The sequence below is a fragment of the Streptomyces sp. NPDC015032 genome (assembly GCF_043080425.1).
Taxonomy (GTDB): Bacteria; Actinomycetota; Actinomycetes; order Streptomycetales; family Streptomycetaceae; genus Streptomyces.
Genome location: NZ_JBIBVN010000021.1, coordinates 18,766 through 38,572, shown reverse-complemented (window position 1 = coordinate 38,572; position 19,807 = coordinate 18,766). Strand labels below are relative to the sequence as shown.

Genomic DNA, 19,807 nt, shown 5'->3' with positions numbered 1-19,807 from the left:
CGCCCGGAGACGGCGGGTGCCCCGGTCCCGCGCCGCCCGCCGTCCTCAGGCGGCGTGCTCCATGACGTCGGCCGCGACGTGCTTGTCCAGCGCCGCACGCACCAGAGCCGCCGCGAGCACCGCGTCGGCCTCCCCGGCCCGCTTCTCCCCCTCGGCCCCCTCGGCTTCTTCGGCCAGGTGCGCCAGTTTCGCCGGAGAGGCGGGCAGCCCCAGTTCCCCGGCGCCCTGAAGCGCCTTCCCGTCCAGGAACGGCGCCGTCTCCGGCCATACGGCCTGCACCTCGCGCACGAAGATGTCCGCACCGGCCGGGCCCATGCCCGGGGTCCTGCGCAGCCCGCCCCGCAGGACGTCCAGGTCGCCGTCGGCCTCCTTGCGCAGCCGCCGCAGATCGCCCCCGTACTCGACCAGCAGGAGCTCCGCCCCGTCGCCGAGCTGGGTGGCGGTCCGTTCGTCGTAGCGCCGGTAGCCGCCCTCGCCCAGCGCGTCGACGCGCTGCTGCCAGGTCGCTCCGATCATCCGGTCCGGGGACCGCATGCCGTGGGCGAACAGCGCGCGTGCCGCCGCCACCGCCACGGACGCCCGGATGCGGGCACTCAGCAGATCGCTGAGGACGAGGAGTTGGTACAGGGGCTGTGGTGCGTTCCGCAGCCGGATGCCGGCCTCGGCGGCATAGGTGGTGCCGTACCGGTCGAGCAGCACCTCCACGGTTCTGCGCGCGGTCACGGGCCCCCGCCTCCTTCCTCGGCGGCGACCTGCTGCAGCGTGCGCCCCGTGCGGGCCGAACGTGCCCGGTACGGGTCGGGCGCCTCCGGCCCGTCCTGGGTGGCGAGCCGGTCCTTGGCCTTGATCAGCAGCCAGATCTCCCCGCCCGGGGCGCCGTTCTCGCCGCCCTTCTTGAAGCGGGTGAGGGCGAACTCGCCGTGCAGCCTGGTGCCGTCCAGCCAGAAGGTCGCGTGCCCGTTTTCCAGGGACTGTTCGAACGGCACCGGCACGCCCCGGCGGTCGTGGCTGAGCGGCCGGTAGGTGCCCTGGTCCCAGACGATCACCGTGCCGCCGCCGTACTCGCCCTTCGCGATCACTCCCTCGAACGTGCGGTACTCCAGCGGGTGGTCCTCGGTGGGGACGGCCAGCCGCCTCTCGCGCGGGTTCTCCGAGGGGCCGCGCGGCACCGCCCAGGACTTCAGCACGCCGCCGACCTCCAGCCGGAAGTCGAAGTGCATGTGCCGTGCCTGGTGGATCTGGACGACGAAGCACGGCGCCGGACCCGCCCGCTCCCCGTCGCCGCGCGGTTCCGTGGTGACGTCGAAGTGCCGTTTGCCGCGGTAGTCCCGGAGCCGGTCGTCGCTCTCGCCGGTCGCGTCCATCCGGATATACCTCCTCCGGCAGCCCCGCCCGATGCCCCCCTTCCGCCCGATGCCCCCCTTCCACTGTGACGCTCCCGGGCGTGAAGCGCACCGGGACGGCGGGCGCACGGCGCGCGGCGCGCGGACGGAATGTATGCCGATATCAAGCATCTTGACGTCGAGATGATGGGCGGCAAGCTCTGAGGCCCTAACCCTCCAGGAACACCGGATTGGTGAGCGCCGCCAGTGCTCCCGGCAGCCCCGGCACCGTCGCCGGGTGCCGGACCTCGGCCCGCACATAGGCGGCGTAGGCCGGCGTCGTACGCCACTGGACCGTTCCCGCCCCCGACTCCGGCAGCACGGCCGTGAACAGCGTGCCCTGATCGGTGACGAAGTGCGCGGTGCAGCCCGGCGCCCCGGTCACCTCCAGCCGTACGGTGACCGGGGTCGCGTCCCCGTCCACCCGCAGCCGCTCACCGATCCCGGCGTGCCGGCCGCGCCCGCCCGAGGCGCCGAAGGACAGGGCGACGGCGGACGACTCGGCGATGTAGGAGCGCCCCGCCCGGATCCCGGCCACGATCGCCCCGCGCGACAGCTCGTCGGCGAGGACGACGGTCTGCGGCAGCCCCACCTTGTCCGGCTCCCGGTGCGCGTCGCTGTTACCCATGGCCGGAACCCAGGGCTTCGACGAACGGACCGCCGCGACAAGGGAGTTGTCCCACTCGGCCAGTGCGATCTCGTCCTCGGGGGTGTACGCACCGTTCCATACCTCCACCGCGTCCGCCTCGCCGAAGCCGAACTTCCAGTGGCAGCCGATGCAGGTGGCGTGCGGATGGGCGGGCACGACCAGACCGCCGGCCCGGCGCACGGCCTTCGCGTAGTGCCCGAACCGGTTGTCGCGCGCCCGGTAGCGCCAGTCGATCCAGGTGCCCGGGTCGGTCGCCAGCGCGATCACATGCCCGTTGCGGGTGGTGACCTCCTCGCCCGTGAGAACCAGCAGATCGTCGCCCCACAGTCCGTCCCACGCGCCGTGCGCGGAGTACGTGTTGTGCTCACTGCTGTTGATGAAGTCGAGCCCCGCCGCGCGTGCGGCGGCGGCGATCTCGGCCGGGGTGCGCCTGCCGTCCGAGTGGACGGAGTGGAGATGGCAGTCCCCGCGGTACCAGGCGCGCCCGCGCCCCTTCGCGCGCTCCGGCGGGTACGCGGGCTCCGGCGTGGACCCGGTGGGCCCGAAGCGCAGGGTGACCGTCACCTCGTAGGCGAGCCCCTCCGGGGCGACGGTGTACGGCCCGAGGACGATGTTCCAGGTCCCGGCCCGTACCGGCCCCGCGATGTAGCCGGGCGTCGCCTCGTCCGCCCGGATGAAGAACGCGGTGCGCGCCCCGCCGGACCACCCCCGGAATCCGCGCCCGCCCAGCTCCGTGCCGCGCTCGTCGAAGATGCCGATGTCGAGGGCGTTGCCCTGGGTCCCGGCCGGGACGGGCGTCTTCCCGTACGTGTACGAGACGGCGATCTCCCGTACTCCGCGCGGTACTTCGACCGGCAGATACACATAGTCGGGCGACCCGGTCGGCAGGGTGCCGCGCACGGTCCTGGTCCGGTCCGGGGCGCCGTCCCCGGTCGCGGCGTCGGCGAAACTCACAGTGCCCAACGTTAGAGCGGTGGCGGCCGTACCGACGAGAAGGCCGCGCCTGGCCATCGGACGGCCGTGGGCGGAATGCGATGCGGGCATACGGGTGGCTCCCCGGGGTGTCGTGACGGACGAGGGACGGTGCGGTGAAAGGTGACGTACCCCGACCCTGGCCGCGAGCCGTGAATTCCGGGGAAACGGTGGGGGGAATGACCGGAACCCGAACTCCGGGACGCTCGGTTTTCCGCACCGCACGGCATACGTTGGGGCCGTCACCGGACCACGACGGAGGTGCCTCCCATGCGGATCGCCACGACGATCTTCCTCACCGATGAGACGATCACGCCGCTGCGGCTCGCCCGCGAGCTCGAACAGCGCGGGTTCGCCGGGCTCTATCTGCCCGAGCACACCCACATTCCGGTGAGCCGGGAGACCCCCTACCCGGCGGGCGGCGAACTCCCGCCGGAGTACGGCCGCACCCTCGACCCCTTCGTCGCCCTCGCCCAGGCCGCCGCGGTCACCGAACGCCTCGCCCTCGGCACCGGCATCACGCTCGTCGCCCAGCACGACCCGATCGGCCTGGCGAAGCAGATCGCCACCCTCGACCATCTCTCCGGCGGCCGGTTCACGCTGGGCCTCGGCTTCGGCTGGAACACCGAGGAAGCCGCGGACCACGGGGTGGAATGGTCGACGCGCCGCGAACTCGTCCGCGACCGCATGGCCCTGATGCGCGCCCTGTGGACGGACGAACCAACGGCGTACAACGGCGAGTTCGGCTCCGTCCGGGCCAGTCACGCGTACCCGAAGCCGGTCCAGGAGCCCCGTGGCCCGGTGAACGGCCCCCGCACCCTGATCGGCGGCGCGGCGGGCCCGAAGCTGTTCACGTACATCGCGCAGTACGCAGACGGCTGGCTCCCGATCGGCGGCCGCGGCCTGACGGAGTCCGTACCGAAACTGCGCGACGCCTGGGAATCGGCCGGCCGCGACCCGAAGCACCTCCAGGTGGTCCCCTACGCGGTACTCCCGAGCCCGGGAAAGCTGACGCACTACGCGGACCTGGGCATCGAGGAGGTCGTCCTGCAACTGCCTCCGGCGGGAGAGGCGGAGGTGCTGCGGGCGCTCGACGCGTACGCGCAGTATCTGTAGCTGCCGCGGGTTCAGAGACCTCCGCTCCTGGCCTGCTGGGTTTCCGGGTTCCCGACCGTCCGCGGCTTATGTTTTGTCTTATGGGGATTTCAGGGATTTGTGGGTGGGCCAGCTTCCTGCATATGTAAGTTCCTGTGGGTTGGCTATGCCTCCTCACGTAAAGCTTTTCCCGTAGTTTCCGGTGGCGATCTTCACGAGATCGCCACTGATGTGGAGACAGCTGGGGGGCTGCTGCGATGTGGGGGAAGTACTTTCGGGCCGGGAACCTCTTGGGCCACTGGATGCGGCCGGCCGGTGCGGTCGCACCGGCCGGCGCAGAGGTGGGGCCGAGACGGTGAAGGTCCGCAGAATCGGCCGGCGGGCAACGCGTCGCGGGGCGGTGACCGGCCTGCTGACAGCGGTACTCGCAGCGGGATCGTTCGTGCTGCCAGGGGGGCAGGGACAGGCCACTGCCGCAGTGCCGGACACTCTGATCTCGTCCGCCACGAAGTCCGGTGAGGCGGCCACCGAGCAGGTTGCCCTGGCGGCTGCCGAAGCGGCCGGCGAACCGGTTGAGGTGACGGGACTCCGCCAGGAGCGCCGCGAGGTGTTCGCCAACCCGACCGGCACTTTCACCGCGCACGAACCTCCACGCACGAGGTACGCCTCTTTGTGGACGGCCAGATGACATCGACGGCCAAGGGCTTCGACTACACGACGTGGCCGTCCAGCGGCGGGCTCCAAGTCGGCCGCTCGGCACAGGCGGGCGGCAGCGACTACTTCGCGGGAGCGATCGACGAGGTTCGCGTCTACGCCGGGGCAGCGGATCCGATCTCCATCAGCCGGATGAGTGTGCCGACCGGCAACCCGGCCATGTAGCACCGAGGCCACCGACGGCCGGGTCCAGGACCGCTGCCCCGGCCGCCGGTGCCGCCCCACGTCTCACCTGACCTCTGAACGAATCAAGTCTGCCCTTGCGGAGCTATGTGATGTCTATGCGTGGTCGTCTTCTCGTCCCTCGTATGCCCCGGCATACCGTGGGCGCGCTCATGCTCGGCCTGGCCCTCGCGCTGACCGCGGGGAGCGCCCAGGCCCTGCCCCCCAGGCAGGAGAGCATCGGCCTTCCAGGTCTTCCGAAGGACCCCGATCCGGCCGAGGTCAAGGACGCCAGGGCGGCATTACGGCCGGTCGACCCGGCGAAGAAGGCTGCCGCCACGGGACTGGACCGGGTCGTCTGGCCGAAGGCCGGAAGTGCGGAGGTAGCTGTCTCCGCGTCACCCTCACTCCGCACCACCCGCGCGGCAGGGCCTTCTCCGGCCGTCAGGGCCCGGCCCGGTGGCATCCCGGTCACCGTGGCCCCGGTGAAGCACAGGACGACAGCCGCGGCGGATACGGCACCGTCGAAGATCAAGATCTCCTCGCTCGGCCACGAGGCCGCGCGGAAATGGGGAAGCGCCGCGCTTCTCACGGTGCAGCGCGCGGACGGCGGCGAGAAGGCCGCTGACGTCGAACTCTCGCTGAATTACGCAGAGTTCGCCGATGGTGCCGGTGGCGCGTACGGCTCGCGGCTTCAGCTGATGCAACTACCCGCGTGTGCGGCGACCGCCTCCGGGCCCGACCCCTCGTGCACCGCCGCGCCCAAGCCGATCCGCTTCGAGAACGACTCGGCACAGCAGACCCTGACCGCACGAGTGGCCGCAGTCCCGTCCGCGGCCGGGAGTGCCGGGGCGGTATACGCGGTTGCCGCAGGTGATGCGTCCGCCAAGGGCGACTACAAGGCGACCAGCCTCGCCCCGTCCGCGAGCTGGTCGGTCGCCGCGTCCTCGGGAGGCTTCTCCTGGGACTATCCGATCCGCACGATTCCCACTCCGGGGGGCCTCACCCCCACGGTGGGGTTCGGCTACTCCTCCCAGTCGGCGGACGGCCGCACCGCGGCCACCAACAATCAGGGGTCATGGATCGGCGAGGGCTTCAGCTACGAACCCGGATACATCGAGCGCTCGTACAAACCGTGCTCCGAGGACGGACAGAAGACCTCGGCGGAATAGTGCTGGGCCTTCGACAACGCCACGATCATGCTCAACGGCATGTCCGGTCAACTGGTCCAGGACGACACGTCGAAGAAATGGCACCTCTCCTCGGACAACGGCGCCAAGGTCGAGAAGCTCGACGCCACCACCGCCAAGTACCCCGTGGACAACGGTGACAACGACGGAGAGCACTGGAAAGTCACCACCACGGACGGCACGGAGTACTCCTTCGGGCGCAACAAGCTGCCGGGCTGGGCCGCTGGCAAGGAGGAGACCTCCTCCACATGGACCGCACCCGTCTTCGGCAACGACCCGAAGGACCCCTGCTACAACGCCACGTTCGCCAAGGCGTACTGCAAGCAGGCATGGCGGTGGAACCTCGACTACGTCAAGGACATCCACGGCAACGTCATGTCGTACTACTACGGCGCGGAGAAGAACCGTTACGCCCTGAACGCCAAGACCGACGTCAACGGCACCGAGTACGACCGCGGCGGCTATCTCAAGCGCATCGACTACGGCCAGCGCGACGGTTCGGTCTACACGGCGAAGGCTCCGGCCCGCATCGTCTTCGACGTGAAGGAGCGCTGCATACCGGACGCGAATTTCGACTGCGCCGAGTCGAAATTCACCACCGCCAACGCCGCCCGCTGGCCCGACACCCCCGTCGACCGGTACTGCAAGGCCGACACCAAATGCACCATCGCCCAGTCCAGTCAGACGTTTTTCACGACCAAGCGGCTGGCCGGCGTCACCACCCAGATGAGCACAGGCACCGGTGCGGCCGACTACGCGGACGTGGACGCCTGGACCTTCACGCACTTCTTCACCGACAACGGCGACCAGACCAAGACGCTCTGGCTGTCCAAGATCGACCACGAAGGCCGGGTCAACCACGCCGGGCAGGGCGGCACTCCGGCCAAACTGCCGTCCGTCCTGCTCCAGGGCATCCACTTGAAGAACCGGGTCGACAGCACCACGGACAACACGGACGCCATCCACCGCTACCGCCTCGCCACAGTGATGAGTGAGACGGGCGCGCAACTGGACATCAAGTACGCCGAACCCGACTGCACGCCCAGTGCCCTGCCCGTGCCGGGCAAGTCCGTCAAGCGCTGCTATCCGGTTGTGTGGGCGCCACCCGGAACCATCGAGCCGCGTACGGACTGGTTCCACAAGTACGTGGTCGAGGAGGTCGTGGAGACCGACCGCACCGGCGGCGCCGACGACCGGACCACCCGGTACACCTACCAGGGCGATGCGGGCTGGCGTCACGCCGACCCGGACGGCATGACCGACGGCAAGTTCCTGACCTGGGGCCAGTGGCAGGGATACGGCAAGGTCTCCGTCACCAGTGGCACCTCCCAGGCCATGAAGTCACGCATCGACTACACCTACCTTCAGGGGCTGGACGGCGACCAGGTCCCCGGTGGCGGCACCCGGTCGGAGAAGGTCAAGGACTCGACCGGTGCCGAATACACCGGCCACCAGGAATTCACCGGCTTCGAGATCGAGACGGCGACCTACGACAAGGGCAAAGCCGTCTCCAAGGTCCTCAGCGAACCATGGAAGTACGACACGGCCACCCAGACGCGGACCTGGCTGACCAGTCACGCGACAGCCGTCAAGACGAAGTCCACCAGGGGCTACACGGCCATGCCGGGCGGCACCTGGCGCACCACCAGATCGGTCTCGAACTACGACACGGGCAGCCCCAACGTCCGGCTGGACCGGACCGAGGACTTCGGCGACCTCGCCACCGCCGAGGACGACACCTGTACGCGGCTCTGGTACGCGGACAACGCGGGCCTGAACCTGTACGAGCTGCCCTCACGCAGCGAGGCCGTCACCGTCGACTGTTCGGCGACCCCGAACCGGAAGACCGACGTCCTCGCCGACGAACGCACGCTCTACGACGACAAGGCATTCGGCGCGGCACCGGTCCGTGGCCTTCCCACGTCGACGGAACGCCTCACATCCCACAACGGCACCACTGCCACGTACCAGGTGACCGGTAGCACGGCCTACGACGCGTTCGGGCGCCCCACCTCTCAGCAGGACGCCAAGAAGTCGGCGACGACGACCAAGTACATCGATGTCAACGGCCTGATCTCGAAGACCACGGTCACCAATGTGGAACAACAGGTCACCAGCACGGACTTCGCGCCCGCGTGGGGAGCGTCGACCGGTCAGACCGACCCCAACGGCAGGCGGACCGACCTCGCCTACGACGCGCTGGGGCGTCTCACTTCCGTGTGGCTGGCGGATCGGCCGAAGACGAAGAGCCCGAGCATCAAGTACTCCTACCTCATCCGCCAGGACGACGCGGTCGTGGTCAAGACGGAGAAGATCGACAACAGCGGGGGATACGGGGCCGAGTACCAGTTCTACGACTCCCTGCTGAGGCCACGGCAGTTGCAGACCGAGGGCCACGACGGCACCCGCATGATCGGTGATGTCTTCTACGACGGCTCGGGCAACGTCAAGAAGACGAATGCGACCTACAACGCGGCCGGTGTGCCGAGCGACAAGTTGCAGACCGTCGCCGATGGCGAAGTCGGCGCCCAGACGCTTTACGAGTACGACGGCCTGGGCCGTGCCACGGCCCAGATATTCCAGGTCGCCGGCTACGAGCAGTGGCGTACCACCACGGTGTACGAAGGCGACCGCACCCACGTGGATCCGCCCGTCGGCCAGACCCCGACCACATCGATCACCGATGCGGCGGGCCGGGTGACCGAGCTGCGCAAGTACCACGGACCGTCACCGGTACCGTCCGGGCCGGGTGACCAGTACGACTCGACGAAGTACACGTACACCAAGGGCGGACTCCTGAAGACCGTCACCGACCCGAAGAACAACACCTGGCGGTACGAGTACAACCAGCTCGGACTGCGGACGAAGAGCGTCGATCCGGACGCGGGCGTCACGGAGACGGCGTACGACGAGCTCGACCGCCCGATCACGACCACCGTCAACTCCGTCAACAAGACCTCCACGGTCTACGACAAGCTCAGCCGTCCCGTCACCACATGGTCCGGAGAACCGGAGACCGGCACCAAGCTGACCGAAACCAAGTACGACAAGCCCGGCTGGGTGGGATACGCCTGGGCTTCGTACCGGTACGTCAACGACACCGAGTCGTATGCCTCGATCATCCAGGGCATGGACGCGCTCTACCGTCCGCAGAAGACGGCCTACACCGTCCCGGCCTCCGAGGGCGCGCTCGCCGGCATCTACACCTTCACCACCACGTACAACCCCGACGGCACGGTCAAGGGCCAGGGAATGCCCGGGGCGGGCGCGCTCACGGGTGAGGCCATCGCCTACACGTACGACAAGATGCAGCGCCCGGTCTCGATGACGGGAAATACCTCCTACGTCACCAACACCCTGTACGGGCCCACCAGTCTGCTCAAGGCCCTCCACCTGTCCACCGGGCAGGGCAAGGCGATCCAGGAGTCGTTCGAGTACGAGCGCGGCACCGATCGCATGACCAACTCCACGCTGCGCGTCGTCGATTCGGCCGGCCCGGCCAAGTCGTCCAACTACAGCTACGACGAGGCCGGGAACGTCCTCGCCATCACCGATACGGCCGGTGCCGTGCCCGACGTCCAGTGCTTCGCCTATGACGGCGGACAACGGCTCACGGACGCCTGGACCCCGGCGGCGACCGCGGCCGAGGCGGCCGGTTCCGGGACGAAGGACAGCGACCTCACCAAGGGCACCCCGACCGCGTGTGCGGCCGCCCCCGGTGTGAAGAGCCTCGGCGGCCCGGCGCCGTACCGCACGTCGTACGAGACCGACTCCATCGGCAACCGTACGAAGGACGACTCCTACGACGTGGGCGGTGACGCGTCGAAGAACGTCACGCGCAACTTCACCTACGGAGAGAACGGCGCGGGCCCGCACGCGGTGACCACGGTCGTGGAGACCACCCCGACCGGTGACAAGAAGTCCACCTACGGCTATGACGACGCGGGCAACACCACCACGCGCACCCTCGGCGGCGACACGCAGAAGCTGGACTGGGACGCGAGCGGCGACCTCACCAGGGCGACGGAGGCCAACGGGGACGAGACCAGCTACGTCTACGGCGCCGACGGCGGCCGGGTCCTGAGACGGGACGCCAAGGCGACCACGGTCTATCTCCCCGGCATGGAACTGCGCCTCGCGAAGGGCGCGACGGCGGTCGAGGCCACGCGCTACTACAGCTACGCGGGCCAGACCATCGCGGTCCGGCAGAACGACAACAAGCTGACGGTCCTTGCCGCAGACCATCACGGAACCGCTGAACTGGCCATCGACGGGGCCACACAAGCGGTGACCCAGCGGCGCTTCGACCCTTACGGGGTGGCCCGTGCCGAGCCGACCGGCCAGTGGCCCGGCGAGAAGGGCTTCGTCGGCGGCACGATCGATGAGCAGAGCGGGCTGACGCATCTGGGGGCGCGCGAATACGACCCCGGGCTGGGGAAGTTCATCTCGGTCGATCCCGTCATCGACTACACCGACCCGCAGCAGATGAACGCATACGCCTATGCGAACAACAGCCCTGTCACTCTCTCCGACCCGAGCGGGCTGCTGCCCTGCGCGCCCGGGGTCCCCGAGCACGGCAACAGCTGTGGCGGCGGTGGATGCGGCATCTACTGCTCCGGCGATGTGGCCGATACGGAAGCGCAGGTGGCGAAGGCCACGGGTGACAGGAATGCCGCTCAGGCCCAGCAGGGCCAGGCGAAGCAGCGCATCAAGCAGACCGCCAAGGCGCTCGTCAAGATCGTCCGGGACCTCGTAGGCGTCGATGCCGCACTGGACTGTTTCTCCAGCGGCGATCTGGGGTCCTGCGGTGAAACGCTGCTGAACGTCGCGGGCAGCTTCGCGGGCGGCCTGGCCGGCAAGATCATGGCGAAGTACGGCCTTCCCTGGAAATGGGCCAAGGGCGTCCAGCTCGCCAAGCGGGTGGCAGGCCTGGTCGGTGACCTCATCAGCGGCGTCAAGGGCCTGATGAAGTCATCGAAGGCGCTGAGCAAGGCAGAGGACGCGCTGGCTGTGGCGCGCGCCAAGGCAAAGGCTGCCCTGAGCAAGTTGAAGAAGGACCAGGGGTCGTGCCCGGTTCCGAACCACAGTTTCCTGCCAGGTACGAAGGTGCTCCTGGCCGACGGCTCGAAGAAGCCGATCGAAAAGGTCGAGCTCGGCGACAAGGTCGTCGTGACCGACCCGGAGACCGGACGGACGACGACCCGTGAAGTCGTAGCCACCATTGTCACCGAGGATGACAAGCACTTCGTCGACCTCAAGATCGCACCGAAGAAGGGTGCCCCGGCGCGCCTGGTCTCGACGACGACCCACCCGTTCTGGGTCCCCTCCGAGAACGCCTGGATCGATGCCGGTGAGCTGCGTCCGGGTATGCAACTCAGGACGGCGACCGGCGAGTCCGTCACTGTCGAAGGCATTCGGCACTTCGATCAGCGTCAGCGCACACATGACCTGACGGTCAGTGACGTGCATACGTACTATGTGCTGGCTGGGGCCACGCCGGTTCTTGTTCACAATTGCGGCGGCGGCGCTCTCGATCTTGACAACCTGCAAGACCGGGCCGACACCCTGCACGCGCTCATCCCGGCGGGGAAGGCGAACGACAGGGCGACCACTGGAGTCATGCACGCGGTAGGCGGTGGACCGGAATCTCTCGACGTTGTGGCTGTTGGAGCACGGAAGAATATCTCTCAGATTCAACGTGCACAGCTCCTCCCTCACGAGCTCGGGATATCGCGCACTGGCGTGGACGCATCAGGTAACTTCCCACATGCAGAGGTCAAGCTCTGGGAGACAGCAGTCCATCTTGACCTAACGCCGACAGGCCTGGCAGTGAATAGACCGTTCTGCCCAGCATGTCGGGGATTCCTGCAGGGCAAGGGTGCGACCCTGGTCAGCGATACACAGGCGATTTGGACTCCGTGAGGTGAATTGAGATGGGATTTCTCGAAGACGTCGAAGTCGTCCGTGCGGAGTGCGCACGGCTGACCCCACGCCAACGGCTGGCCGTCACGGCTCTGTGTGCGACGAAGGTGCGATCGGTATCCATGGCGTTCCTTCATGATTCAGGAGAGGGAGACTCCTTTTACCGGATCAACAACGGACTGGATGCGGTGTGGCTGGACCTGCGCGGTATCCAGCAGGCCTCGGCGTCGGATCTCACGCGGGTCCGAGAGGAGTCAGAGCGCTGGATCACTCGCCTTGAGGATGTCGGCGGGGAAGCAGCCGGCTTCGCAGCGGATGCCATCTCCGTATCGGTGTCCGCGATGTCAAGCTTCCTTGAGGTAGATCCAGAGTCCGCAGTGAACTCGGCGATCTCGATCGCCGAAATCCGATCGGAGATCGCCGAATTTCTGGCGGAATATCAGAGTGCCGAAGGGGAGTACTTCCTGAAGGGTGACGAGGCCGGGGAAGCATCCCTAGCCGAAACCAAGGGTGATGTGGATTTCCTTGGGGAGTTTCCCGCTGACGAGTTTCCCGCGACTCGGTTTATGCGTCGGGCTGGGGCTGCGAACCTTGCTCTCGCAGAGCAGATGAAGTTGGTGCTGAAGGTGGATCGGTTGCGTCTGCCCTGAGAGGTTCCGCCGGACTGCCCCTTGATGCCTACTGGCGGTGCGGCAACTGCCGCCGGGGGCTGCGTCGGTTGGAGGGCGAGGTGCAGCCTCGCCATCCGCGGCGACGCAAACCATGTTGGGTAGCAGTCGCAAATTTGAAGCCCCGCCAGGTATGTCCTGGCGGGGCTTCTGCGTGGGATGACGGCAGTAGTTGACGGCAACGTCAGCGGACGAGGGCGGCGCAGGGTGGCGGTTCGTCGCCGCCGGAGCGTGATGCCTCGGCGGTCTTCGGGCTGCCGAGCACGGTGCTGAGACTGTCGATGGCGTCTCGCTGGAGGCGGAGCCTGACGTGGGCGTAGACGGTGGCGGTGACGCCGATGTGGGCGTGGCCGAGAAGTTCCTTGATCACGACAAGTTCGACTCCCTGTTCCAGGAGCAGGGTCGCGGTCGAGTGCCTGAGGTCGTGGAAGCGGATGCGGCGGAGGTCGGCCTTGCGGAGGAGCGTGGTGAAGGCGCGGGTGAGGTTGGTCGGGTCGATCGGTCGGCCCTGCGCGGTGGTGAACACGTGCCCGTCGTGCTGCCAAGAGGAGCCAATAGTTTCCTGCTCGCGCTGCTGCTCCTGATGGAGCTTCAGGGACTGGACGCAGCGGTTGGGGAGGGCGATGCGGCGTTCGGAGGCCCGGGTCTTGGTGGGCAGCGTGGTGAGCCCGCCTGTGCTCGTGCGCTGCAAGGTTCGGCGGATTGCGGCGGTGCCCGCGTCGAGGTCGAGATCTTCCCAGCGCAGGCCGAGGAGTTCGCCCTTGCGGAGTCCGGTGTGGAGGGCGAGCTCGAAGAGGGCCTGCAGCCGGTGATCCTGCGTGGCGGCGAGGAACTGGCCTTCTTCGTCGGCGGTGAGGGGTTCGAAGCGTCGGGGGCGCGGTGTCCGTGCTCAAATCCGCCCTGGAGCACGCCGTCCGCGAGGAAGAGATCCTGCGCAACACCCTCGCCGACAGCATCGAGACGGTACAGCTCAGCATGGGCCAGGAACTGCTGGAGTACGCCCGCGCCGCCACGGCACCCGGCGCGAAAACCCTGTCGGCGACCGAATACCGCTGGCTGTCCCGCCGGTTGGCAGAAGCCCTGACGGACGCGCTCAGGGTCGCGGACTCGCGCGGACAGCGCATCCCGGATCAGGAAGAGGCCGCCGAGGATGCCTGACTCGCCGAACGCCGGCGCACCAGCACGCAACGCCTCTCGGGGCCGCCACCGCTTCCGCGAGTACCACGTGACCCCCGTCCCCGACCCCCTGGCGCTGCCAACGTTCGAGGCGGTCTGCGTCACCGGCGAAAAGCACAACTGCGGCGCCATCTCAGGCACGCTGCACACCCCGGACGAGCTCACCCGTTGGATCGCCGGACACTGCGCCCAGAGCGGCCACCAGCTCTACGAGCAGACCGTCCGCGCTCTCGTCCGCGCCGAGCCTGGCGCGTGGCAGTAGCGTCCCGCTGCACCGACACCAGGCCAGCGGCAGCGCGACCGCGTGGCCGTCGCTTCTGACGGCAGTAGCGACGGCAACACCCACGGATTCCCCCGCACAACTACGGACACCAGCGGAACGCAAATCCCGCGCTGACCTGCGACAAAGCAGGTAGAGAGGTGCCGCGTAGCACACGTACTATGTGCTGGCGGGGGCCACTCCGGTCCTTGTCCATAACTGCGGTGAGGCATCCCTCGACGCACAGGCCGATGCGGGCGAGATTCGGGGAAGCGACTTCGCCGCCGAATATAAATCACGGAGCGGCCATGTCTACCGATCGGACAACAAGGAGCCTGTCACCGCTCCGGATGAAATGGCGGAGATCTTCGAGCAGCAGGCCCACCCGATGAACGGTGGATGTGCGGAGATGCAGTGCCTGAGCAAGGCGTATGCAAGAGAAGGTGAACCGGGTATCCGAGGCGGGAACATGACTACGGTGCATGTGAGCGATACGCCCAAGGGTGACCACGGTGCTCCTGCCACCCCGTGCAAGGCGTGCCGCCGAGTGATGGACAGCTTGGGGGTGAATTACTAGTGAGCGGCGAACCGGAGGATTTCACCTCCCGATTGAACCCGGCAACGGTTTCCGCCCTGCGGCAGGCTGGCTGGTACCCCGGGCGACACCTCGACGTGTCCTCCGACATCCAGTCTCTGGAGGCGCAGGGGTACATCCCGAGCCCATTGGCAACCGCCTTCCTCGAATCGTTCCGAGGTCTGAAGATTGGGCCGGCCCGTGAGGACGGCCCCAACTTCATCAACGGCGAACCGTTCTTCGTCGATGCCGTGGGGGCTGGCGGCAGGCATCAGGACGAAGCCTCGGCGATCGGCTCAGCCCTCGGCGGTTCATGGTTTCCCGTCGGCTGGTGGCTCAGCTACTCGCATGTCTTCATGCGGCCGGACGGGGCTGTGGCCGCTTACGCGAACGGCCTGATCTGGAGCATCGGAAGCACACCCTACGAGGGCTTGGACCTTATGGTGAGCGCGGATCGCCCGTTGATCTGCGCTCATGCGCCCGAGGGGATGAAGCCGTGGCCCAAGTAGGGCTCAGGTGCCCCTCGGGAAGTGTGGATGAGCCATCAGTCAGAAAAGAGTCCGAGGAGTGGCTCTCAGAAGGCAGCGCCCAGAACGTTCTTCTGATTCCACGGGAATAGCCTAGAAGTGTGAATTCAAAAGCCCCACCGGCAATGGTGCCGGTGGGGCTTTTGGGTGCCTTGACGGCAACGGTGACGGCAACGTCAGCGGACTACGACTGCGGCAGGTGGGTCGTCAGGATCACCGTCCCCGGTGCCGAGGGCATCCCCCAGGGCGTCGATGGCTTGGCGCTGGAGGCGGAGCCGGACGTGGGCGTAGACGCCTGCGGTGACGCCGATATGGGCGTGGCCGAGGAGTTCCTTGATCACGACGAGTTCGCCCCTCTGCTCCAGGAGAAGGGGTGCGGTGGAATGCCTGAGGTCGTGGAAACGGGTGCGGCGGAGGCCGGCCTTGCGGCGGAGCGTGTTGAAGGCACGGGTGAGGCTGGTCGGGCCAGGGCTTCCGTGCGGGTGGTGCCGTAGGCTCGGACGCGCTTGCGAGCATTGCACGGGGCGAGGACGTACCCGGCGGCTTCCTGGCGTCCGGCTGTGTGCTGGTAGACCGGACCCGTCGCCGTTGGTGCGGACGGCTGCGGGAGGGATTGGCAACGCGGGGCGTGGCCTCTGAACGGTCATGCCCACGCCCACGTTCTGCGCACCCGGCCGCGTCCAGGACGGCCCGCACTTCCCGGCCGGAAGGGCCCCGCACAGATGGTTGCGGGGTGCAACCCATCCGTGCGGAACCAGCATCCCTATTGTTTGAGGACCAAATGGGTGATGAGCATGGGAGTGGATCGGGATGAACAGGCCGTTGCGGCACATAGCCATATTCTGCGGGCTGCTGGTGATGGCACTGCTGCTGCGGGCGAACTGGCTCCAGTACTTCCAGAGTGAGCCCCTGGCCACTCATGAGAAGAACCGCCGGGTGAAGATCACCCAGTTCGCCACTCCGCGCGGCGACATCGTCGTCGGCAGCGACTCGGTCACCGGTTCCAAGGCGGTCGACGGAACGGACTTCAAGTACAAGCGGACCTTCAAACAGGGCCCGATGTATGCCCCCGTCACCGGGTACGCCTCCCAGTCGCAGGGCATGTCCCTCCTGGAGAAGACGTACGACAGCATCCTCAGCGGGCAGGACGACCGGTTCGCGTTCCGGCACGCCAAGGACATCATCACCGGCGATCAGCGGCGCGGCGGTGATGTGATCACCACGATCAACCCGAAGGCGCAGAAGGCCGGCTACAAGGCACTGACCGACCTCGGCGCGCGGGGCGCGGTCGTCGCGCTGGAACCGAGTACGGGGAAGGTCCTCTCCCTCGTCTCCACCCCCTCGTACGACCCGTCCGTCTTCGCCGGGAACTCGTTCAAGGAGGGGGACAAGTTCCAGGCGCTCGTCAAAGACAAGAGCAAGCCGCTGGCCAACCGCGCGCTGCGGGAGACCTTCCCGCCCGGCTCGACGTTCAAGATCCTCACGGCGGCCGCGGCCCTGGAGAACGGCGTGGTCACCGACGTCGACGCGCGGACCGACGCCGTCTCCCCGTACCCCCTGCCGCTCTCCACGAACAAGATCGGCAGCGAGGCCGGCGACGCGGTGTGCAACAAGGCGTCCATGAAGACCGCGATGCAGCACTCCTGCAACAACGTCTTCCTCGATGCGGCGTCCAAGGTCGGCGCCGACAAGATGCGTGAGACCGCGGAGAAGTTCGGCTTCAACTCCGATGTCTACGACGATGAGTTCGGCGACATGCTCGCCACCAAGAGCCTCTACCCGAAGGAACTGGACAAGCCCGGAACCGCCCTGACGGGCATGGGGCAGGGCAGCCTCACCAGCACACCGATGCAGATGGCGATGGTGACGGCCGCCCTCGCCAACGACGGCAAGCTGATGCAGCCGTACATCGTCGACGAGCTGCGCGGCCCCGACCTGTCGGTCCTGGAGAAGAACGAGCCGAAGCTCAAGAGCCAGGCCGTGTCCGAGGAGACGGCGAAGAAGGTCCGGGAAATGATGGAGTTCACGGCCAAGGAGGGCAGCGCCCAGCGGGCGTTGATCGACGGCGTCACGGTCGGCGGCAAGACTGGTACGGCGCAGCGCGGTGTCAACGTGAAGGACGAGGTGCCGTACGGCTGGTTCGTCTCGTACGGCAAGAAGTCCGACGGCCGGTCGGTGGCGGTCGCGGTGTTCATCGACCCGACGGACATGGACATCTCCCGGTCGGACATCTCCGGTGGCCGGCTGGGTGCGCCGATCGCGAAGAGCGTGATGCGAGCGGTGCTGGGGGTGTGACGACCAGGGAAGAGGGATCGCTATGAGGCCGCACGAATAGGCACATGATCACCGCCGGCGTTGAGGGCGTGTGTCCCAGCGGGTGTGTCCCAGCGGTGGGTGGCCCAGGTTCGGCGGATGAGGCTACGGACGGTGATGATGGTGTCGGCGAGGTCGAAGAAGGCATCGATGACGGTGGCGCGCCGTTCGTAGCAGCGGGTGGGCCGGTTGAAGGTGTTCTGCCAGGCGCGCGCGCCTTCGACGTGCCATTGCTGGGTGGCCTGGATGGGCGCTTTGATCCCCTTGCGGGCGATCCGGCCGTGCAGTCCGTGCTCGTTGAGGAGGGTGCGGGTGGTGGCGGAGTCGTAGCCGGCGTCGAGGCGCACGGTGAGCGCCTCGGGCAACGGCCCAAGCTCTTCCAGGAGGTCCTGGGCGGGGGCGAGGAGAGGAGAGTTGTGGCGGTTGGCGCCGGCCAGGATGCGGCCGAGGGGAATGCCGTAGCCGTCCGTCATACCCGAGCGTTTCATCCCCTGCTTGCCCCGGTCGACGGGTGAACGCCCGGCCGCCTCGCCCCCGCCGCGGGGGCCTTGGTGATCGCGCCGTCGATCGCGATCCGATCCAGAACGGGACCGGCAACGCGATCGTAGGCGTCCAGCGCGATCTGCTTCAGCAGGGCGAAGATCCTCAGGCGTATCCACTCATCCCGGCGGGCCCGGATCGTACTCGCCGAGCACGTGGCGTCCGCGATGGCCTGGTAGGAGCAGTTGAACCGCAGGACCTGCAGGAGTTTGTCGAAGACGGTGCGGTCGCTGATACGGCGGCGGTGGCAGCCCAGCGGGTGGGCCGGATCGAAAACGGGCCGTGTCGGGAGCAGGGCAGAGAACTGGTCCCACAGTGGTTCGGTCAGCCACGACGGCAGTACGGGCATATCGCTCCCCAACGGTCGTACGGCGCCGCGGGGGTGATGATCGCGGCGCTGGTGGTGGTCCCGCCGGACGGGCGAGCGGCGCCCGTGCGGGCGCGGGGTGCGAAGGGGGCGAGGGTGCGGCGGCGCGGGCACCCTCGCATAGGCTGGACGTCTCATCCGACGCACCGCGACGAGGATCAGCCCATGCGCAGCAGCACCGGGATCCGCCTGATCGAGCCCACCGACGCCGCTCCGATCGCCGCGCATCGGGTGCGGGACTTCGAGGCTTTCCGGCCGTGGGAACCGGCCCAGTCGGCCGACTTCTTCACCCCAGAGGGCCAGGCGGAGCGGATCGACAGCCTGCTGGCCGGATACCGGGCCGGCACGGTCTGGCCGGGCGTGGTGCTCGCCGATGACCAGGTGATCGGGCAGATTACCGTCGGAGGCATCCTGCCGCAGCCGCACCTGCGCCGCGGCTCCGTTGGATACTGGATCGCCAGCGTGGCCCAGAATCAAGGGCACGCCGGGCACGCCGTCGGGCTTGTACTCCGGGTGATGACGGACGAACTCGGGTTGCACCGCGCCGAGGCGTCCACAAATCTGGAGAATCTGCCGTCGCAGCGGGTGCTGCGCCGCAACGGGTTCAGCCCGTACGGCGTCGCGCACTCCTCGATCTTTCTCGACGGGAGCTGGCGGGACGGGCTGCTGTGGGAGCGGGTCCTCGGCGACTGACTCGCCGTTTCGGTTGAGATGAGGCCGGAAGCGGGGAGCGAATACGAAAGTGCCTTCTGAGCTGGGACGATGAAACCTTGCCGAGTGGTTCTCTCGGTCCAAGCGCAAGGCACTTTGTGCGCGCAGGGTATCGGTTCTCGTCCCAAGCTCCACGTCTCCACTGACGGTTCGGGGGTGGTCGGGCACGCGGGCGCACGTTTGCTGGCGGATCTTGCCGATGCCACTGGTCTGACCACCGCATACTCCACTGCACTCAGGGCGCTGCGACCGCGTGGCACCGGGCACGATCCAGGTCGGACCTTCACCGATCTCGCGGTGATGCTCGCCGACGGCGGTGAGGCGACAGGGGATCTGGCCGTGCTGCGGAACCAGGGCGAGGTGTTCGGACCGGTCGCTTCCACGCCCACGGCCTGGCGGTTGCTCGCCGACACCGACAACGCAGTACTCGCTTCGCTGCGAGCGGCCCGCGCCTCGGCCCGGGAGACCGCCTGGATGCAGGCCGCCGAGACCGGCCAGGGCATACCCGCCGTCCAGGCCGGCGGACGAAATCCTGATGGCCGTTGACAACGCATGAAATCCCGGCCGTCGACGTGGCCGGGATTTC

At 67.9% G+C, this 19,807-nt stretch carries 15 protein-coding genes and 4 pseudogenes; 13 read left to right on the top strand and 6 right to left on the bottom strand.

Annotated features, from left to right (window positions below; all coding sequences use genetic code 11):
* Nucleotides 1-45: 45 nt before the first annotated feature.
* From ACF08M_RS26045 to ACF08M_RS26035, 3 genes are all read right to left on the bottom strand, one after another.
* Nucleotides 46-723, bottom strand: a complete 678-nt coding sequence (locus ACF08M_RS26045; protein WP_392187681.1) for an endonuclease — start codon at nt 721-723, stop codon at nt 46-48.
* Complete coding sequence (locus ACF08M_RS26040; protein WP_392187680.1) at nt 720-1,364, bottom strand: DNA polymerase ligase N-terminal domain-containing protein; 645 nt, start codon at nt 1,362-1,364, stop codon at nt 720-722. Before ACF08M_RS26040 ends, ACF08M_RS26045 begins: the two co-directional genes overlap by 4 nt.
* Before the next feature lie 187 nt (nt 1,365-1,551).
* On the bottom strand, nt 1,552-3,042 hold the full coding sequence (locus tag ACF08M_RS26035; RefSeq protein ID WP_392187766.1) for a CehA/McbA family metallohydrolase: 1,491 nt from the start codon (nt 3,040-3,042) through the stop codon (nt 1,552-1,554).
* Nucleotides 3,043-3,273: 231 nt separating this feature from the next.
* On the opposite strand from ACF08M_RS26035, the gene ACF08M_RS26030 reads away from it, so the two are divergent.
* The 6 genes from ACF08M_RS26030 (at nt 3,274) to ACF08M_RS26005 (ending at nt 12,736) form a co-directional block, all read left to right on the top strand.
* Nucleotides 3,274-4,119, top strand: coding sequence for an LLM class F420-dependent oxidoreductase (locus ACF08M_RS26030; RefSeq protein WP_392187679.1), 846 nt, complete (start codon nt 3,274-3,276; stop codon nt 4,117-4,119).
* Nucleotides 4,120-4,453: 334 nt separating this feature from the next.
* Complete coding sequence (locus ACF08M_RS26025) at nt 4,454-4,786, top strand: hypothetical protein (protein WP_392187678.1); 333 nt, start codon at nt 4,454-4,456, stop codon at nt 4,784-4,786.
* Nucleotides 4,783-4,977, top strand: coding sequence for a LamG-like jellyroll fold domain-containing protein (locus ACF08M_RS26020; protein WP_392187677.1), 195 nt, complete (start codon nt 4,783-4,785; stop codon nt 4,975-4,977). Before ACF08M_RS26025 ends, ACF08M_RS26020 begins: the two co-directional genes overlap by 4 nt.
* 143 nt (nt 4,978-5,120) lie before the next feature.
* A complete protein-coding gene (locus ACF08M_RS26015) occupies nt 5,121-6,146 on the top strand; it encodes a hypothetical protein (RefSeq protein WP_392187676.1) in 1,026 nt (341 codons plus the stop codon).
* A 39-nt stretch (nt 6,147-6,185) separates the two neighbouring features.
* Nucleotides 6,186-12,086 carry a polymorphic toxin-type HINT domain-containing protein gene (locus tag ACF08M_RS26010; protein ID WP_392187675.1) on the top strand — a complete coding sequence of 1,967 codons (5,901 nt, stop codon included), beginning with the start codon at nt 6,186-6,188 and terminating at the stop codon, nt 12,084-12,086.
* Nucleotides 12,087-12,097: 11 nt separating this feature from the next.
* The gene (locus tag ACF08M_RS26005) at nt 12,098-12,736 is read left to right on the top strand and encodes a hypothetical protein (protein ID WP_392187674.1); all 639 of its coding nucleotides are present in this window, start codon (nt 12,098-12,100) and stop codon (nt 12,734-12,736) included.
* Nucleotides 12,737-12,938: 202 nt separating this feature from the next.
* On the opposite strand, the pseudogene ACF08M_RS26000 reads toward ACF08M_RS26005, so the two are convergent.
* A pseudogene (locus ACF08M_RS26000) lies at nt 12,939-13,637 on the bottom strand (site-specific integrase); the annotation flags it as partial.
* On the opposite strand from ACF08M_RS26000, the gene ACF08M_RS25995 reads away from it, so the two are divergent.
* The 4 genes from ACF08M_RS25995 to ACF08M_RS25980 all read left to right on the top strand — a co-directional run bounded on the left by ACF08M_RS25995 (nt 13,634) and on the right by ACF08M_RS25980 (nt 15,272).
* Nucleotides 13,634-13,912 carry a hypothetical protein gene (locus ACF08M_RS25995; protein WP_392187673.1) on the top strand — a complete coding sequence of 93 codons (279 nt, stop codon included), beginning with the start codon at nt 13,634-13,636 and terminating at the stop codon, nt 13,910-13,912. The pseudogene ACF08M_RS26000 and the gene ACF08M_RS25995 overlap by 4 nt on opposite strands.
* A complete protein-coding gene (locus ACF08M_RS25990; protein ID WP_392187672.1) occupies nt 13,905-14,192 on the top strand; it encodes a hypothetical protein in 288 nt (95 codons plus the stop codon). The genes ACF08M_RS25995 and ACF08M_RS25990 overlap by 8 nt, the downstream gene beginning before the upstream one ends.
* Nucleotides 14,193-14,544: 352 nt before the next feature.
* Entirely contained in the window at nt 14,545-14,766 is a 222-nt protein-coding gene (locus tag ACF08M_RS25985; RefSeq protein ID WP_106969952.1) for a YwqJ-related putative deaminase, read from the top strand.
* Nucleotides 14,766-15,272, top strand: coding sequence for an SUKH-3 domain-containing protein (locus tag ACF08M_RS25980; protein WP_392187671.1), 507 nt, complete (start codon nt 14,766-14,768; stop codon nt 15,270-15,272). Before ACF08M_RS25985 ends, ACF08M_RS25980 begins: the two co-directional genes overlap by 1 nt.
* A gap of 194 nt (nt 15,273-15,466) precedes the next feature.
* On the opposite strand, the pseudogene ACF08M_RS25975 reads toward ACF08M_RS25980, so the two are convergent.
* Nucleotides 15,467-15,766, bottom strand: a pseudogene (locus tag ACF08M_RS25975) (tyrosine-type recombinase/integrase); the annotation flags it as partial.
* Between the two features lie 334 nt (nt 15,767-16,100).
* On the opposite strand from ACF08M_RS25975, the gene ACF08M_RS25970 reads away from it, so the two are divergent.
* Nucleotides 16,101-17,585: a peptidoglycan D,D-transpeptidase FtsI family protein gene (locus ACF08M_RS25970; RefSeq protein ID WP_392187670.1), complete on the top strand. Its 1,485-nt coding sequence runs from the start codon at nt 16,101-16,103 to the stop codon at nt 17,583-17,585.
* A gap of 20 nt (nt 17,586-17,605) precedes the next feature.
* Here ACF08M_RS25970 and ACF08M_RS25965 read toward each other — a convergent pair.
* Nucleotides 17,606-18,492, bottom strand: a pseudogene (locus ACF08M_RS25965) (IS5 family transposase).
* Between the two features lie 183 nt (nt 18,493-18,675).
* Here ACF08M_RS25965 and ACF08M_RS25960 point away from each other — a divergent pair.
* Both ACF08M_RS25960 and ACF08M_RS25955 read left to right on the top strand, forming a co-directional pair.
* Nucleotides 18,676-19,203, top strand: a complete 528-nt coding sequence (locus ACF08M_RS25960) for a GNAT family N-acetyltransferase (RefSeq protein WP_392187669.1) — start codon at nt 18,676-18,678, stop codon at nt 19,201-19,203.
* Between the two features lie 69 nt (nt 19,204-19,272).
* Nucleotides 19,273-19,761 (top strand): annotated as a pseudogene (locus ACF08M_RS25955) (transposase); the annotation flags it as partial.
* Between the last annotated feature and the right edge of the window lie 46 nt (nt 19,762-19,807).

Bases quoted from the DNA above. Each gene is read 5' to 3' on its own strand.
- ACF08M_RS26040 (WP_392187680.1), bottom strand. From the start codon at position 1,364: ATGGACGCGACCGGCGAGAGCGACGACCGGCTCCGGGACTACCGCGGC.
- ACF08M_RS26035 (WP_392187766.1), bottom strand. From the start codon at position 3,042: ATGGCCAGGCGCGGCCTTCTCGTCGGTACGGCCGCCACCGCTCTAACG.
- ACF08M_RS26030 (WP_392187679.1), top strand. From the start codon at position 3,274: ATGCGGATCGCCACGACGATCTTCCTCACCGATGAGACGATCACGCCG.
- ACF08M_RS26020 (WP_392187677.1), top strand. From the start codon at position 4,783: ATGACATCGACGGCCAAGGGCTTCGACTACACGACGTGGCCGTCCAGC.
- ACF08M_RS26015 (WP_392187676.1), top strand. From the start codon at position 5,121: ATGCCCCGGCATACCGTGGGCGCGCTCATGCTCGGCCTGGCCCTCGCG.
- ACF08M_RS26010 (WP_392187675.1), top strand. From the start codon at position 6,186: ATGTCCGGTCAACTGGTCCAGGACGACACGTCGAAGAAATGGCACCTC.
- ACF08M_RS26005 (WP_392187674.1), top strand. From the start codon at position 12,098: ATGGGATTTCTCGAAGACGTCGAAGTCGTCCGTGCGGAGTGCGCACGG.
- ACF08M_RS25990 (WP_392187672.1), top strand. From the start codon at position 13,905: ATGCCTGACTCGCCGAACGCCGGCGCACCAGCACGCAACGCCTCTCGG.
- ACF08M_RS25985 (WP_106969952.1), top strand. From the start codon at position 14,545: ATGGCGGAGATCTTCGAGCAGCAGGCCCACCCGATGAACGGTGGATGT.
- ACF08M_RS25970 (WP_392187670.1), top strand. From the start codon at position 16,101: ATGAACAGGCCGTTGCGGCACATAGCCATATTCTGCGGGCTGCTGGTG.
- ACF08M_RS25960 (WP_392187669.1), top strand. From the start codon at position 18,676: ATGCGCAGCAGCACCGGGATCCGCCTGATCGAGCCCACCGACGCCGCT.